Origin of the sequence: Haloferax mucosum ATCC BAA-1512, assembly GCF_000337815.1 — an archaeon.
GTDB classification, from domain to species: domain Archaea; phylum Halobacteriota; class Halobacteria; order Halobacteriales; family Haloferacaceae; genus Haloferax; species Haloferax mucosum.
Map to the genome: position 1 here is coordinate 400,543 of NZ_AOLN01000011.1, position 14,400 is coordinate 414,942.

Genomic DNA, 14,400 nt, shown 5'->3' on the forward strand with positions numbered 1-14,400 from the left:
ACGATGGCGGACGAACAGACGGCGACCGATGACGCGGCGGCGGACGAATCGACCCGAAACGAGACCGTCGGCACGGTCTACCTCGTCGGAAGCGGCCCGGGCGACCCGGAACTGCTGACGATGAAGGCTGCCCGCCTCATCGACGAGGCAGACGTGGTCCTCCACGACAAGCTCCCCGGCCCGGAGATTCTGGAGCTGATTCCGGCCGAAAAGCGCGAGGACGTCGGCAAACGCGCTGGCGGCGAGTGGACGCCACAGGAGTACACCAACAACCGAATGGTCGAACTCGCCCGCGAAGGCAACGACATCGTCCGCCTGAAAGGCGGCGACCCGTTCGTCTTCGGTCGCGGCGGCGAAGAGATGGAACACCTCGCGGAAAACGAGATTCCGTTCGACATCGTGCCCGGTATCACCTCGGCTGTCGCCGGGGCGGGCGCGGCGGGCATTCCCGTCACCCACCGCGACCACGTCTCGTCCGTGTCGTTCGTCACGGGGCACGAAGACCCGACGAAAGACGAGTCCGCGGTCGATTGGGACGCCCTCGCCGCGACCGGCGGGACGCTCGTCGTCCTCATGGGCGTCGGAAAACTCCCGCTCTACACCGCCGAACTCCGCGAGGCAGGGCTGAACGGCGACACGCCGGTCGCGCTCATCGAGCGGGCGACGTGGCCCGACATGCGCGTCGCAACCGGCACGCTCGATACCATCGTCGATGTGCGCGACGAAGCGGACATCGAACCACCCGCAATCACCGTCGTCGGCGACGTTGCGGCCACCCGCGACCGCGTGAAAGCGTTCCTCCTCGGTGGCGGCGCTGACGCGATTGCCGAGCGGGCGACAGCCGACGACACGGAGGACGCCGAATGAGCCAGCAAGTTCGCGCCGCTGTCTTCCGACCCGACGACGACCGCATCGACCGCGCCGTCGAACTGCTGGAGTCGCTCGGCGCGACGCCGGTCCCCGACCCGATGTTGGCTATCGAGCCGACCGGTTCGAGGCCCGAAGACGGGGAATTCGTCATCCTCACGAGCAAGACGGGCGTCGAACTCCTCGACGAGGCTGGGTGGGAACCCGGCGACGCGGTCCTCTGTTGTATCGGCCCCGCGACCGCCGACGCCGCCCGCGACGCGGGCTGGACGGTTGCTCGCGTCCCCGACGAATACACCTCAGTCGGGTTGGTCGAACACCTCGCACCCGAGGTTGACGGCGCGACAGTCGAAGTCGCTCGAAGCGACCATGGGAGTCAAGCCCTTCTCGACGGTCTGCGCGAGGCGGGCGCGGCGGTCCACGAGACCGTGCTCTACCGACTCGTCCGCCCCGAGGGCGCTGGCAAAGCCGCCGAGATGGCCGCCGCGGGCGACCTCGAAGCCGTCCTCTTTACGTCCTCGCTTACGGTCGAACACCTGCTCGACGCCGCCGAAGCGCGGGGTCTCCGCGACGAGACGATTGCCGGACTGAACAGCGCCGTCGTCGGCGCAATCGGTCCGCCGACCCGCAAGACGGCCGAATCACACGGCATCGACGTGACCGTTGTCCCCGGCGAGGCGACGTTCGAAGCGCTCGCCTGCGACGTGGTCGAGACGGCCGCGCCCACGTACAACGAGTGACGCGAGACGGCGGATCCGCGGCGGCCAGCGGTGCGACGGCCACGGGCGCGACAGCCGACCACACCACTAGCGGGTCGTGGCGGGCCGTCGGGAGTGTCGCCGGCTGGCAGACGGCCGCGAGTCTCTGTTACTACACCATCTTCGCGGCAACCGGATTCATCCGCGACGAGTTCGTCATCTCAGAATCCCTCGTCGGCGTCTTCGTGACCGCCGGGCTGTTGGGCTACACGCTCGTCTTGTTCCCGAGCGGCGCGGCCGTCGATGGCTACGGCGAAAAGCCGGTGATGGTCGTTGGTCTCCTCGCGCTCGCCATCGCCCTCGTTGGCGTCTCGCTGTCGCCGCCCTCGTACGCGCTGTTGTTGGTGACGGCGGCGCTCCTCGGTGGAGCCTACTCGACCGCGATGCCTGCCTCGAACCGCGGCATCGTCGCGGCCGCACCCACCGGCCGAACGAACCTCGCAATGGGTCTGAAACAGGTCGGCGTGACGGTCGGCAGTGGCGCGTCGTCGCTCATCATTACCGGTATCGCCGTCGTCGCCGCGTGGCAGGTGGGCTTCTGGCTCATCGCGGCCGTCGCGGTCGGGTACGCGCTCGTCTTCGCCACTCGCTACGACGGAAACGCCGGGACCGGCCGCCTCGAACGCCCGCGACTCGGCGGTCTGCGCGACAACCGCGCCTACGTCGCTCTCGTCGCCGCCGCGCTCTTTATCGGCGCGTCTATCTTCTCGATGCTCGGTTACACCGTCCTCTACGTGCAGGACGTGGTCGGCCGCGGCCCCGCTATCGCAGGCGGCGTCCTCGCGGCGACGCAGGTGACTGGGAGTATCGGCCGTATCGGAGCCGGAAGCCTCGCCGACCGACTCGGCGGGGCGCGCGGGGCGGCAACGGTCGCACTCGTCCAACTCGCCGGTTCGGTCGGACTGTTCGCTCTGCTCGTCGGTACCGGTAGGTCGCTCGTGATGACGGTCGGCATCTTCGTCGCGCTCGGTCTGACTATCCACGGCTCGACCGGCGTCTTTTACTCCTGTTTGAGCGCCGTCGTCGACGACGGCGACATCGGCGCGGCGACAGCCGGGGGCCAAACAGCGCTCAACGTCGGCGGCCTACTCGCACCGCCGCTTTTCGGGGGTGCGGTCGAATTCGTCGGCTACGGGGCCGGATGGGGATTCGTCGCCGGTTCGACGGCACTCGCAACCGCGCTCTTGTTCGTCGTCAGACGGCGACTCTAATCTAGTTCCGGCGGCCTCGCGTCGGTCGAGCGAACACTTTTGTACGGAGACAGGGCAACTGCGACGCAGTATGCACGACGCCCGACCGCGGTGTTTCACCGCCGAACTACCAGCGTTTATGCCGGTGACGGCGTGAGTATTCAACTGATGGACGGACCCGTCCCCGAACTTACAGCGCACGCGACGGCTTGTGCGGACCGCCTCCGCGACGCCGACCGGGTGCTTCTCGCCTCGCACATCGACGCCGACGGGTTGACGAGTGCCGGCATCGCCTCGACCGCACTCGAACGCGCCGACATCCCGTTCGAGACGGTGTTCTGTCGCCAACTCGACGAAGCGGCCGTCGCCGACATCGCCGCCACCGACTACGACACCGTCCTGTTCACGGACTTCGGGAGCGGCCAACTCGACATCGTCGCCGACCACGAGGCCGCGGGCGACTTCCACCCGGTCATCGCGGACCACCACCAGCCCGCCGACGGCGTAGAGACCGAACACCACCTGAACCCGCTTCGGTTCGGTCTCGACGGCGCGACCGAACTCTCCGGAGCGGGTGCGAGTTACGTTCTCGCTCGCGCACTCGAACCCGAGGGCGGCGACAACCGCGACCTCGCGGCGCTCGCAGTCGTCGGCGCGGTCGGCGACATGCAGGACTCGAACGGCGAACTCCACGGTGCTAATGCGGGCATCGTCGCCGAAGGCGTCGAAGCCGGCGTCGTCGAAGAAGGGACCGACCTTCGTATCTACGGTCGCCAGACCCGCGCGCTCCCGAAACTGCTCCAGTACGCGACCGACGTTCGCATTCCGGGGATTTCGAACAACGAAGCGGGCGCAATCGAATTTCTGACCGAGCTCGACGTGCCGTGCCGTGACGACGACGGCGAATGGAAGCGCTGGGTGGACCTGACGGGCGACGAGCGACAAACGCTCGCCAGCGCGCTGATGCGCCGCGCAATCGCCAGCGGTGTCCCGGCGAATCGAATCGACGACCTCGTGGGGACGACGTACGTCCTCACCGAGGAGACCGAAGGAACCGAACTCCGCGACGTCAGCGAGTTTTCGACGCTTCTGAACGCGACGGCGCGGTACGACCGGGCCGACGTCGGTCTCGCAGTCTGTCTCGGCGAGCGCGACCGCGCACTCGACAGAGCACGCAGGCTCCTTCGAAACCATCGCAAAAACCTCTCGAACGGGCTTCGATGGGTGAAAGACAACGGCGTCACGGTCGAAGAAAACCTGCAGTGGTTCGACGCGGGCGACGAGATACGCGAGACTATCGTCGGCATCGTCGCCGGGATGGCCGTCGGGACCGACGCGACGCGACACGGAATTCCCGTCCTCGCGTTCGCCAAGAAAGAAGACGGCGAAGTAAAAGTCTCCTCGCGTGGGTCATACGTGATGGTGAAAAACGGACTCGACCTCTCGGCGGTCATGCGCGAGGCATCCCGTGCAGTCGGCGGTGACGGCGGCGGCCACGACGTTGCCGCGGGCGCGACGATTCCGAACGGCGAAGTTGAGACGTTCATCGCCGAGGCCGACCGCATCGTCGGCGAGCAGTTAGCGTAAAAGAAACTGACCCATCACTCGTCAACCGGGTTCTCTCCGAACCTCGCTGGAACCCAGTTTTGACTGTCGATTGGCGGGCGTTCGTATCCGGTGTCGTCCTGTCTCGGTGGGAGTTCGATGGGGACAGGCGTGAGGTCCTCGTAGTCGATTTGGTCCAGCAAGTGCGAGATACAGTTCAGTCGCGCGTGGCGTTTCACGTCGGCATTGACGACGTTCCACGGTGCCTCCTCGATGTCGGTGTGTTCGAACATCTCGTCTTTCGCCTTCGAGTACTCGACCCACTGCGAGCGCGCTTCGAGGTCCATCGGGCTCAGTTTCCACCGTCGCTTCGGGTCATCGGTGCGCTTCTGGAAGCGTCGTTCCTGTTCGTCGTCGCTGATGGAGAACCAGTACTTGACAAGAATCGTTCCGGACTGGACGAGCATCCGCTCGAACTCCGGGCAGGTACGGAGGAACACCTCGTACTCCTCGTCGGTACAGAAGTCCATCACGCGCTCGACGCCCGCTCGATTGTACCAACTCCGGTCGAAAAGTACCATCTCCCCTTCGGTCGGTAACTGCTCGACGTAGCGCTGGAAGTACCACTGCCCCTGTTCGCGGTCTGTGGGCTTTCCGAGTGCAACGACACGCGCGACCCGCGGGCTGAGCCGTCGAACGATTCGCTTGATGACGCCGCCTTTTCCCGCGGCGTCGCGGCCTTCGAAGACGACACAGACCCGGAGGTCGTTTTCCTTTATCCAGTACTGGAGTTTGACCAACTCTTCTTGCAACCGGTGTAGCTCGCGCTTGTAGTGTTTCTTCTTCAGAACGCCGTCGTCAGTATACAGGTCCGAGTCGGTCGCCATACACAGAGTGTGTACTCAGTTAACAAATAACAAGCGACTCACTCGATTCCCTCACGACTCGCTGTCTGTCCGGAGCGAGTTCGCACGCCAATACTAATTAGATATCGCAATATATGATTTATCGATGCGGGTTTGCTAACTATCTCAGAAGTCAGAATAGCCGCAGATTCTCGTTCGTACACACCAAAATCCACGAAATCCTCATATCGGATGCTTGTGTATGACATGATACCGGCCCGCATGGCCGGGCAGGGTAAGACGATGGCGTCCGCGAGAACACACAGATTCGAATACGAATACCCGGTTGGCTACGAACCGGAGGAACAAACAGAGATGGTTGAGCTGAACCGTCGAACCGTCGAACGACTCGACGCGCTTTGCGAGGACGAAGAGTCGTACGACGAGCTAATCAACGAACTCGTGTCCATCTTCGCGGCGAGCGAACTGCTCTCCGCTCGGGTGGACACCCCACTCATCGAGTGACGACGGCACGTCACTCCATTTTCGGCGTCTAAAGCGCTCTCCGTTCCACATAGTGCTCCGTACCGAGAGTAGTGATGAACCATCATCCGCTATATGGAATCACAGCCGTGAGCGGAACGCACCGGCTAATCGTCCGATTTTTTGCTGGCAACGGGAAAGAACCGAGTATGGCCGACTTCGACCCGGAGAAGTTCGAGGACAAGTACGCCAACTACTTTCCCGAACTCCAACGCGCGTACAAAAACGCCTTCGAGACGATGAACGACGCATTCGACTCGTCGCTCATTCACGGCATCGACCAGCAGATTCTGAACGAGTCCGAACCGTTCTACGAAGACGGTGACTTCACGGTCGAGCTTCCCGAGAATCCGGCGGACCGGCTCACCGCCGTCGAGATCGACGACGACCGGCTCGAATCCGTCCTCGAACGGTATGTCAAAGAGATAGAAGACGAGCTACGACGGGTCTTCGGCGTCGAATCGTAACCCCGAACCAAAGGCCTAAGCACGTACACTTCGAAGCCGTTTGCATGAGCACGGAGACGCAGGACGGCGAGGATGACCTCAAAGAGCGTGTTGTAAACTTCCTCCGTCGGAATTTCCCGCAGATCCAGATGCACGGTGGCAGTGCGGCTATCCGCGACCTGGACCGCGAAACCGGCGAAGTGACGGTTCTCCTCGGTGGTGCTTGCTCCGGGTGCGGTATCTCGCCGATGACTATTCAGGCGATTAAGACCCGGATGGTAAAAGAGATTCCCGAAATCAACGAAGTCCACGCCGACACCGGCATGGACGGGGACATGAGCGGCGAGAGCCGCGGCGGAGCCAGTCCGTCGTTCCCCGGTGACACCAGCGAAGACCGCGAAGACGACCAAGGCCCACAAGCCCCGTTCTAAGGCGTCTTCTCGGGATTTTCTTCGCGGCACGCATCCGAGAACAGGACTTTTATCGGCGCTTACCGCACACCCACGGGTATGACCGAGTCGCCCGAGAACGTCCTCTTCGTCGTCATGGACACGGTCCGAAAGGACCATCTCACCCCGTACGGTTACGACCGCCCGACGACGCCGGGCCTCGAACGGTTCGCCGAGGAGGCGACCGTGTTCGAACAGGCCGTCGCGCCCGCGCCGTGGACCCTCCCGGTGCACGCCTCACTTTTCACCGGCATGTATCCGAGTCAGCACGGTGCAGATCAGGAAAACCCCTATCTCGAAGGGGCGACCACGCTCGCAGAGACGCTCTCTGCCGCTGGCTACGACACCGCGTGTTACTCTTCGAACGCGTGGATTACGCCGTATACCCACCTGACCGACGGCTTCGACCAACAGGACAACTTCTTCGAAGTCATGCCGGGAGACTTCCTCTCCGGCCCGCTGGCGAAGGCGTGGAAGACGATGAACGACAGCGACACGCTCCGGGCGCTCGCCGACAAGCTCGTCAGCCTCGGCAATACTGCCCACGAGTACCTCGCCAGCGGCGACGGAGCGGATTCGAAGACGCCGACCGTCATCGACGAAACGATAGCGTTCATCGACGACTCCGACGAGTTCTTCGCGTTCATCAACCTCATGGACGCTCACCTCCCGTATCACCCACCGGAAGAGTACAAATCGGAGTTCGCGCCGGGCGTCGATTCGACCGACGTCTGCCAGAATTCGAAGGAGTACAACGCCGGCGCATACGAGATTGACGACGACGAGTGGGAGGACATCCGCGGCCTCTACGACGCGGAAATCGCTCATATCGACGACCAACTCACACGTCTGTTCGACCACCTGAAAGAGACCGGCCAGTGGGACGACACCATGGTCGTCGTCTGTGCCGACCACGGCGAACTCCACGGCGAACACGGCCTGTACGGCCACGAATTCTGCCTGTACGACCCGCTTATCAACGTGCCCTTGCTGGTGAAACACCCCGAACTCGGCGCGGGACGCCACGAAGAGCAGGTCGAACTGGTTGACCTCTACCACACGGTCCTCGACTCGCTCGGCGTCGAGGGCGGTACACCTACCAGCCCCGGTGACGACGTCGTCGGACTCGACCGCACGCGGTCGCTTCTGTCCGTGGACTACCGGGACTTCGCCGAGGCGACCAACGACGACCCCGGACAGCGACGTGACGGTGAATACGCCTTCGTCGAGTACTCTCGTCCCGTCGTCGAACTCAAGCAATTAGAAGAGAAGGCGTCGAACGCGGGTATCGTCCTCCCCGAGGATTCGCGTTTTTACTCCCGGATGCGCTCGGCCCGGCGCGTCGATGCTAAATACACCCGAATCGACCGTGTTCCGGACGAAGCGTATCGAATCGACACCGACCCGGACGAGACCGATAACCTCGCCGGTTCGGACGACGAAGCCATCGCCGAGACGGAACGTGCGCTCGCCGAGTTCGAAGACGCCATCGGCAGTGCGTGGACCGACGCGCTCGATACCGACGTCTCGGACGACTCGGTCGAACAGATGGACGACGAGGCCCAGGAACGACTCCGCGACCTCGGCTACCTCGAATAACGGCGTTTCGGCGACGAAGCTCTGTAGTATGCCGTCACGCAAAGTCCGACGAACACGAGCCACGCGGCTGTTGGTTCGCTCGGTAGTCGAAGCGAGCGGGCTTTGGTGACCGCGATATCCGGTTCGGATTATCGATTATCGAATATCTTGCCCGCGCTCCCACGCCCGAAGGAGCGCCGCGAGCGTCCGGTTCGTCGGCACGTCAAAGTCGTGCTCGGCGGCAACATCGACTACCGCGCCGTTGATTGCGTCCACCTCCGTCCGGGAGCCAGCCGACACGTCCTGCAACATCGACGAGCGATTCTTCGCCGTTCGGTCGATAACTCGGTCGATGGCGTCGCGGGCGACACGGTTCGGCAGTCGGACGTTCTCTAATCGGGCGACTCGGGCGGTTTCGCGGGCGGCTCGGTGAGCGACGTCGCTCGCCTCGCCCGCGGCGAGGTGCCCGTTTTCGACCCGTGAGAGTGCGGTGACGGCGTTGATTCCGGCGTTCACCGCGAGCTTTTCCCAGCGCCGACGAGGCATGTCCGCGGCAACGAGGGTGTCGATGTCGGCGTCCCGGAACGCCTTTCCGATACGTTCTGCGAGGGTGGAAGTCCCACCACCGAGCGCACCCACGACGACACGGCCGACGCCGGTGCACTCGACCCGGCCGGGGGCGACGAGCCGAGCACCATAGGTTGCGGTTCCGGCGAGTACGGTCGCGTCGAGGCGCGAATCGAGGATTTCCTCCGTGAGACCGTTCTGGAGCGAGAGAACGGCACCGACGTCGCAGTCGGCAAGCGCTTCGGCGGCCGCGGCCGTGTCGAACGATTTGACCGTGACGACCGCGAGGTCGGCGTCGTGTCCCGTCTCGGCAGTCGTCGCGGCGGGCGAGACCTGTGTATCCACCGCGCCGCAGACGTCGAGACCGTCCGCCGAGACACGCGCGGCGTGTGGGTCGCGGGCGACGAGGGTTACGTCGTGGACCGAGGCTAGTAGCCCGCCGACGAGGGTGCCGAGACTACCCGCGCCGAAGACGAGGATTCGCATAGCTACCTGTACTCAGCGGACGATAAAAATCGGGGAGTCTCACGGGTTCGACGGCGGTCGTCGGGCGACGCCGTCTCGTCAGTCTTCGGTCCAGTAGTAGAGCGCCTCACGCTGTGCGCCACAATTCGGACACGAATCCGGCAAGTCGTCGAGTTCGCCCACCTCACCACAGTCGCTACATCGCCAGACGAGTTCGGCCTCGCCGAACTCGTGGCCGGCGCGTTCGTGTTCGACTGATAGTCCCGCGAGACCCTCACGCGTCGTGACGAAAAAACCGTCCTCGTCGAAGCCGCGAACGGTTCCGAGTTCCCGGCCGTCTTCAGCGTACACCGTCATTCCCACCGTCGGCTGTGTTCGTTCGGCCATGCGTGTTTGTTGGTGACATAGACCAATAAAATCGGATGGATGTGTCGTCCGGTTCGGCCAGCGGAAGCACAGAGCTGGCACTCAACCTCGGTATAAATGATAAATTAGATACTGCGATATAGAATTATGAGTGGGCGACCCGCGGGTCTGTGAGCCAGCGTTGGCGCACCAACTCTCAACAAGTCGTTCCGGCGACTGTGCTATCGTGAGAGGCCGACACTGTAACGGCGACCTCTCGGTGAACGTGACTCTCGGGAAGATAGCGGCTTTTCGTTCTCGCGCGCGTGAGAAGCTATATTGTTTCGTATGTGTTTCCGCTTCGTATCCCTGAATGTGCGGAAAAAATGACCGAACTGTAACACCGTCATCGCCGACGGGTTCGTGTTGAATTTCGAGACTGACGCGTCGAGATTCGAACCGAGGCGTGCGCTTCCAGCCGATTACATGAAGTCCGCGATACCGGACTGCTTGTTCTTGTCGTTCTCGAAAATCGATTCGAGTTTCGTTTCGAGTACTTCGAGGCGCTGTTTGGTGTAATCCCGGCAGTCGAACTCCTCTGCCACCTGAATCGCCGTATCCATGTACTTGTTCACGGAGCCTTGGTGGACCGTGAGATTCACCCGCCCGCCGCACTCGCGGCACTCACCGGTGAGTGGCATCCGGCGATACTTTTCACCGCAGTCGAGACACCGCGTCTCCTGTCTGGAGAACGCTCGGAGGTTCCCGATGAGGTCCGGCAAGAAATGGTATTCGATGACGCGTTCGGCCACGTCAGTCTCGTCAACGGCACGGAGTTTCCGCGCGAGGAAGAGCTGTGCGTCCATCTTGTCCATCATCGACCCGAGGGTCTTGTACGCAGAAAGGTCCGGGCCGGCGGCGATGTCCGTCGTGTCGTGGGTGTGGTCGAAGCCGGTGTACTCGCGGTCGGTTCCGAGGTACTCCTCGGCGATGGTCACTTCGTCTTCCCAGTCGTCCGGGTCTTCCATCCGAAGCGTGGCTTCGTAGAACTCCTTGGGGTACTGCCGAACGATGTCCATGTTGTGCGCCTCGTCGTCGATTTCGGACGGGTCGATACGCGAAGACATCACGAGCGGCGCGTCCATCTGCCCGCCGCGCTTGTCGGGGAGATACTCTTTCGAGAAGTTGAGAAGACCGTCCATGAGAAGCATCACACAGTCTTCGTCACCGTCACAATTCCGACGTTTCGCGGCGTGGAAGTACGGGTGAGCATATCCGACCGCCGCTGTCGTGAATCCGACAACTCTGCCGACGACGGCCGCGGACGTGTGCGGAGCCATCCCGAAGACGAGTTCGCCGATGAGGTCGTCCCGGTCCTCGATTTCGTAGAACCGTTCGACGCCGTAGAACTGGTCGAGTAGGTCGTCAACGAAGTGGGCAGTCTGCATCATGTGTTCTGCCGCGCCCGTCGAGAGGACGATATCCTGAACTTTGAGTTCGACCAGTTGGTCGTCGAATCGCAAGAGTTCGCCATCGATATCGGTCTCGTAGCCCAGTTCGCGGAAGTGGTCGGCCGTCACGTCGAGTTCTTCGGGGCGGACCGCGGTGACCGGAAGGTCGGTCATGTCGTAGCGGACGGTGCCGTCTTTGAACGAGGACACGTCGTGTTTCGCCCTGAGGATGCCCTTTTCGATCGGTTCGGGCGTCTTGTTCGCGGAGGTAAGACCCTTGACGCCCTTCAGAATATCGAACGAGGCTTCGCGCTCGCCGACGCGTTCGAGAGCGTCTCTGAATTCGGCGTTCAGGTCGATTTCTTGCCACGTGGCGCTTTCGACTTCCCACTCACAGCGGTCGCAGTAGACGCGGCCCGACTCGTCGGGTTCGACGACGGACCCGCAGTCGTCACATTCGTAGTGCGGTTCGGTGTGACCGCCGCAGTTCGAGCACTTCGCTTTGAACCCGAACGCGCCGCAGTCGGGACATTTTCGCTGTCCGATGCGGACCGAAATCTCGCCGCGCCGACCCGACTCGCCGCGGTGTCGGGCGGCGTCGCCCACGTTGCGCTGGCTCCCGCCTGCCTCACCGATTGGGAAGAGTGTGTGAACGGCGGGCGAGAGGTCGCGTCGCTCGGACTTCTCAGGGCGGCCCATCCGGTTTCCGATGCGGGTCGGTGCGCGCTCGCGGACCGTAAAGGGGGCGACTTCGTTCACCGCCTCGATGGCATTGTCGCCGTCGTCCCACTCGCGGGCGCGGATCGAGAGGTCCTCCATGGACCACGTTCGCTCTCGGTCGTCTGAGAGTCCGAGGGTGCGGGCGAGCGGCCGCCAGATGGGGACTCTGAGCGTTTCGTCCGTCTGCCGATGCTCGACGAGAAGGTGTTCGAGCGTCTCGCGGATAGCGGGCGTGCGTTCGAGGACGAGCGTTCCTTCTTCGCCGTGTTCTGGTTCGTTGTCCGCTTCGAGCGGCGCGCTGGTGCCGCCGTCAACCTCGGCGGCGACGAGTTCGCCGTCGGCAACGGCGTCTGTGAGGGCGTCGAACTCCGCGACTGAGATGTCGTGCCAGAGGTAGGTGAACTTCGGATGCAACGGCGCGTCAAACGCTGTCGCCCACGACAAGGCCGTCTCGACGGTCGGGTCTTCGAGGTCGATAGTCGGGTCGTCTCTGAGCGCCTGTACGTTGGCGTCAGTCTCCTCGAAGTCCTGAATCCACCACTCGAAGACGTACGAGGCGGGTGCGAGCGGATGGTTGTTCTCGACAAACTCGCCGAAGTTGACGAGGTACTCGCCGAGGTCGATGATTTTCTCGACGCCGTTTTGCAACTCCTTTGCTTCCTCGGGGTCGTCGATGCGGCGGACGTCGCCGTTGGCGAGTCTGACCAGCGGGCCGTCGATAGAATCGACGGGAACGACGCCACCGGCTTTCCCGGGGCGTTCGGTCTTAATCTGCGTTCCCGTGGCGATGAAGTCGTCTACGATGTGCATCGTTGCGGGGTGGACGCCGGCGGTTGCGAACCCGTGGTTTCGGGCGCGGCCGTAGCGGAGTCGGAAACCGCCTGGGGCCGACGGGTGGCCGAAGACCGGGCGGCCCGCGATGAGGTCGCGGAGGAACTTCGTCGCAGGGTCGACGCGAACCGAGCCGTCGGGACCGTCAGCATCCGCGTCTCCGCCCGACTCGGCTTCGGTATCGTCTTCGACACCGGCTTCGGACTCGGTTGCGCTCTCGTCGTCCGCCCCTTCGTCACTACCCTCGTCTGTGTCGTCGTCTTTTCCGATGGTCCCGTCGATGAGGTCTTGGAGCCACGGCCACTCGACTTCGTCGAGTTGGCGAGTGTAGCGCTGAATCTTCGGGGCCTTGAGCGCGATACCCTCGGCCATGACGAGACACATCCCACCGCGAGCGGAGTTGGTATCGACGCGTTCGAGGTCGCGGAAGCCCGAGACTTCCTCGTCGCCGGTCGCCTCGCCGTCGAGCATGATGGGCATGTTCTCGGCGATAAAGCGGGTCTCCTTGTCTTTCGGCGAGTACTGAAGCCCGGTCTCTTTGTCGTAGAGATTGATCTCTTCGACGTAGCGTTCGACCTCGTCGGTACGCGCTTTGTACTCGTCGATGCCGAGAAGCGACCGGGCGTAGTCGGCGACGAGTACGGACAGTGCTTGTGCGGTCCCGCCGGCCGACCGAATCGGACCGGCGTAGTAGACGTTGACGAACTCGGTTCCGTCGTCGTTTTCGAGGATTTCTACGCGGTCGATGCCCTCGATAGGTGCCGCGACGACACCCTCTGTGAGGAGGGCAACGGCGGTTCGAACCGCGCCTTCGACCTTGCCCTCGCGGGAATCGTAGTCACCGACGTTGCCGTCAACGAAGTCGGTCACGAGTTCGAGGGCGGCCTCCTCGCGGGACATCTCACCTTCGAGTTCACGGACGCGCTCTGCGACCCCGTCGATTCCGAGGATGTTCTCGACGCGGTCGGCCATGTCCTTTGCGACCGGAATCTCGACGTCGGTTTTCGGGTCGTAGCCCGTCGATTTCGCGGCGCGGGCGAGGTCGAACGCCTCGTCGAGTCGGTCTTCGATGCGCGCGAAGTACTGCGTATCCTCCTCTCGCACGTCTACAACCAGAGGTCGAGGTCGGTTACGTCGTCGCGGTCGCGGTCGAGCGGTTCTTCGAACGCGCGGAGGTACAGTTCACCGGCGAAGACGGTCGCCGAGTCGAGGTGGCCCGCGAGCGACTGCCCGCTTCGGCGCGAGAGCACCGCGTGCGTGTGCGCGAAGGGTTCTCCGTCGAGGAGCGCGACGTTGCCGACGCAGGTAGCGACTTCGAGCGGTTCGTCGAAGGTGACAGACTGGTACGCTTGGTCCGCCTGGTCGTAATACCAGAGTTCGGCGTCCTGAACGGCACCCATGGCGCTGAACCACGCGGACTCGATATCCTTCCGCGCGCAGAACTCCTCAATCTCCTCACGCCAGTCCGCGCCGTGTTCGAGGCGAGCGACGTACTCGTCGCTCACTGTCACCGTTCGAGCGTTCATGCACTGTCTCACGAGCGAGTCGGACTAAAATGTGAATGGTCTCGCTCGCCGGAGTGTCACTCCGGTGAAGTCGTCGAAAACGAGACTGGAACCGGCGGATTATCGCCAGTCGTCGAGTGCGAGTGCGTCGGCTACGTCTGCGGCGAGCCACGCGTCGTCGCGGGAGATATCCGCGATGATAAGACGCTGGCCCGTCTGGGTGCTATCCACCGAGGCCATAACCTCGGCGCCCGAGTCGTCGACGGAAGCCGTCGCATCCGGCGTCATGCATGAT

Annotated in this window: 14 protein-coding genes; 8 read left to right on the top strand and 6 right to left on the bottom strand. The window is 63.2% G+C overall.

Going from position 1 to position 14,400, the window contains the following annotated elements; translation table 11 throughout:
* The first annotated feature begins 3 nt into the window (after nucleotides 1-3).
* The 4 genes from cobA to C440_RS08880 all read left to right on the top strand — a co-directional run bounded on the left by cobA (nucleotide 4) and on the right by C440_RS08880 (nucleotide 4,402).
* The gene (cobA, locus tag C440_RS08865) at nucleotides 4-867 is read left to right on the top strand and encodes a uroporphyrinogen-III C-methyltransferase (RefSeq protein ID WP_008320056.1); all 864 of its coding nucleotides are present in this window, start codon (nucleotides 4-6) and stop codon (nucleotides 865-867) included.
* Complete coding sequence (locus tag C440_RS08870) at nucleotides 864-1,607, top strand: uroporphyrinogen-III synthase (RefSeq protein ID WP_008320057.1); 744 nt, start codon at nucleotides 864-866, stop codon at nucleotides 1,605-1,607. The genes cobA and C440_RS08870 overlap by 4 nt, the downstream gene beginning before the upstream one ends.
* Nucleotides 1,604-2,836, top strand: a complete 1,233-nt coding sequence (locus C440_RS08875) for an MFS transporter (protein WP_008320058.1) — start codon at nucleotides 1,604-1,606, stop codon at nucleotides 2,834-2,836. Before C440_RS08870 ends, C440_RS08875 begins: the two co-directional genes overlap by 4 nt.
* Nucleotides 2,837-2,983: 147 nt before the next feature.
* Nucleotides 2,984-4,402, top strand: a complete 1,419-nt coding sequence (locus C440_RS08880) for a DHHA1 domain-containing protein (protein WP_008320059.1) — start codon at nucleotides 2,984-2,986, stop codon at nucleotides 4,400-4,402.
* 14 nt (nucleotides 4,403-4,416) lie between these two features.
* Here C440_RS08880 and ppk2 read toward each other — a convergent pair whose 3' ends face one another.
* Nucleotides 4,417-5,247 carry a polyphosphate kinase 2 gene (ppk2, locus tag C440_RS08885; RefSeq protein ID WP_008320060.1) on the bottom strand — a complete coding sequence of 277 codons (831 nt, stop codon included), beginning with the start codon at nucleotides 5,245-5,247 and terminating at the stop codon, nucleotides 4,417-4,419.
* Nucleotides 5,248-5,508: 261 nt separating this feature from the next.
* Between ppk2 and C440_RS08890 the strand changes: the two genes are divergently transcribed.
* The 4 genes from C440_RS08890 (at nucleotide 5,509) to C440_RS08905 (ending at nucleotide 8,242) form a co-directional block, all read left to right on the top strand.
* Nucleotides 5,509-5,730 carry a DUF7557 family protein gene (locus C440_RS08890; protein WP_049915624.1) on the top strand — a complete coding sequence of 74 codons (222 nt, stop codon included), beginning with the start codon at nucleotides 5,509-5,511 and terminating at the stop codon, nucleotides 5,728-5,730.
* Nucleotides 5,731-5,897: 167 nt separating this feature from the next.
* A complete protein-coding gene (locus C440_RS08895) occupies nucleotides 5,898-6,215 on the top strand; it encodes a DUF5783 family protein (protein WP_008320062.1) in 318 nt (105 codons plus the stop codon).
* A 44-nt stretch (nucleotides 6,216-6,259) separates the two neighbouring features.
* Nucleotides 6,260-6,625 carry a NifU family protein gene (locus tag C440_RS08900; RefSeq protein WP_008320063.1) on the top strand — a complete coding sequence of 122 codons (366 nt, stop codon included), beginning with the start codon at nucleotides 6,260-6,262 and terminating at the stop codon, nucleotides 6,623-6,625.
* Nucleotides 6,626-6,703: 78 nt separating this feature from the next.
* On the top strand, nucleotides 6,704-8,242 hold the full coding sequence (locus C440_RS08905; RefSeq protein WP_008320065.1) for a sulfatase: 1,539 nt from the start codon (nucleotides 6,704-6,706) through the stop codon (nucleotides 8,240-8,242).
* Between the two features lie 135 nt (nucleotides 8,243-8,377).
* On the opposite strand, the gene C440_RS08910 is transcribed toward C440_RS08905, so the two are convergent.
* The 5 genes from C440_RS08910 to C440_RS17775 all read right to left on the bottom strand — a co-directional run bounded on the left by C440_RS08910 (nucleotide 8,378) and on the right by C440_RS17775 (nucleotide 14,393).
* Complete coding sequence (locus C440_RS08910; RefSeq protein WP_008320066.1) at nucleotides 8,378-9,274, bottom strand: ketopantoate reductase family protein; 897 nt, start codon at nucleotides 9,272-9,274, stop codon at nucleotides 8,378-8,380.
* A 78-nt stretch (nucleotides 9,275-9,352) separates the two neighbouring features.
* Nucleotides 9,353-9,640: a DUF7130 family rubredoxin-like protein gene (locus tag C440_RS08915; protein WP_008320067.1), complete on the bottom strand. Its 288-nt coding sequence runs from the start codon at nucleotides 9,638-9,640 to the stop codon at nucleotides 9,353-9,355.
* 440 nt (nucleotides 9,641-10,080) lie between these two features.
* Complete coding sequence (locus C440_RS08920; RefSeq protein WP_008320069.1) at nucleotides 10,081-13,704, bottom strand: DNA polymerase II large subunit; 3,624 nt, start codon at nucleotides 13,702-13,704, stop codon at nucleotides 10,081-10,083.
* Between the two features lie 2 nt (nucleotides 13,705-13,706).
* Complete coding sequence (locus tag C440_RS08925) at nucleotides 13,707-14,126, bottom strand: PPC domain-containing DNA-binding protein (protein ID WP_008320070.1); 420 nt, start codon at nucleotides 14,124-14,126, stop codon at nucleotides 13,707-13,709.
* Nucleotides 14,127-14,225: 99 nt separating this feature from the next.
* Nucleotides 14,226-14,393 carry a DUF7556 family protein gene (locus C440_RS17775; RefSeq protein ID WP_008320071.1) on the bottom strand — a complete coding sequence of 56 codons (168 nt, stop codon included), beginning with the start codon at nucleotides 14,391-14,393 and terminating at the stop codon, nucleotides 14,226-14,228.
* Between the last annotated feature and the right edge of the window lie 7 nt (nucleotides 14,394-14,400).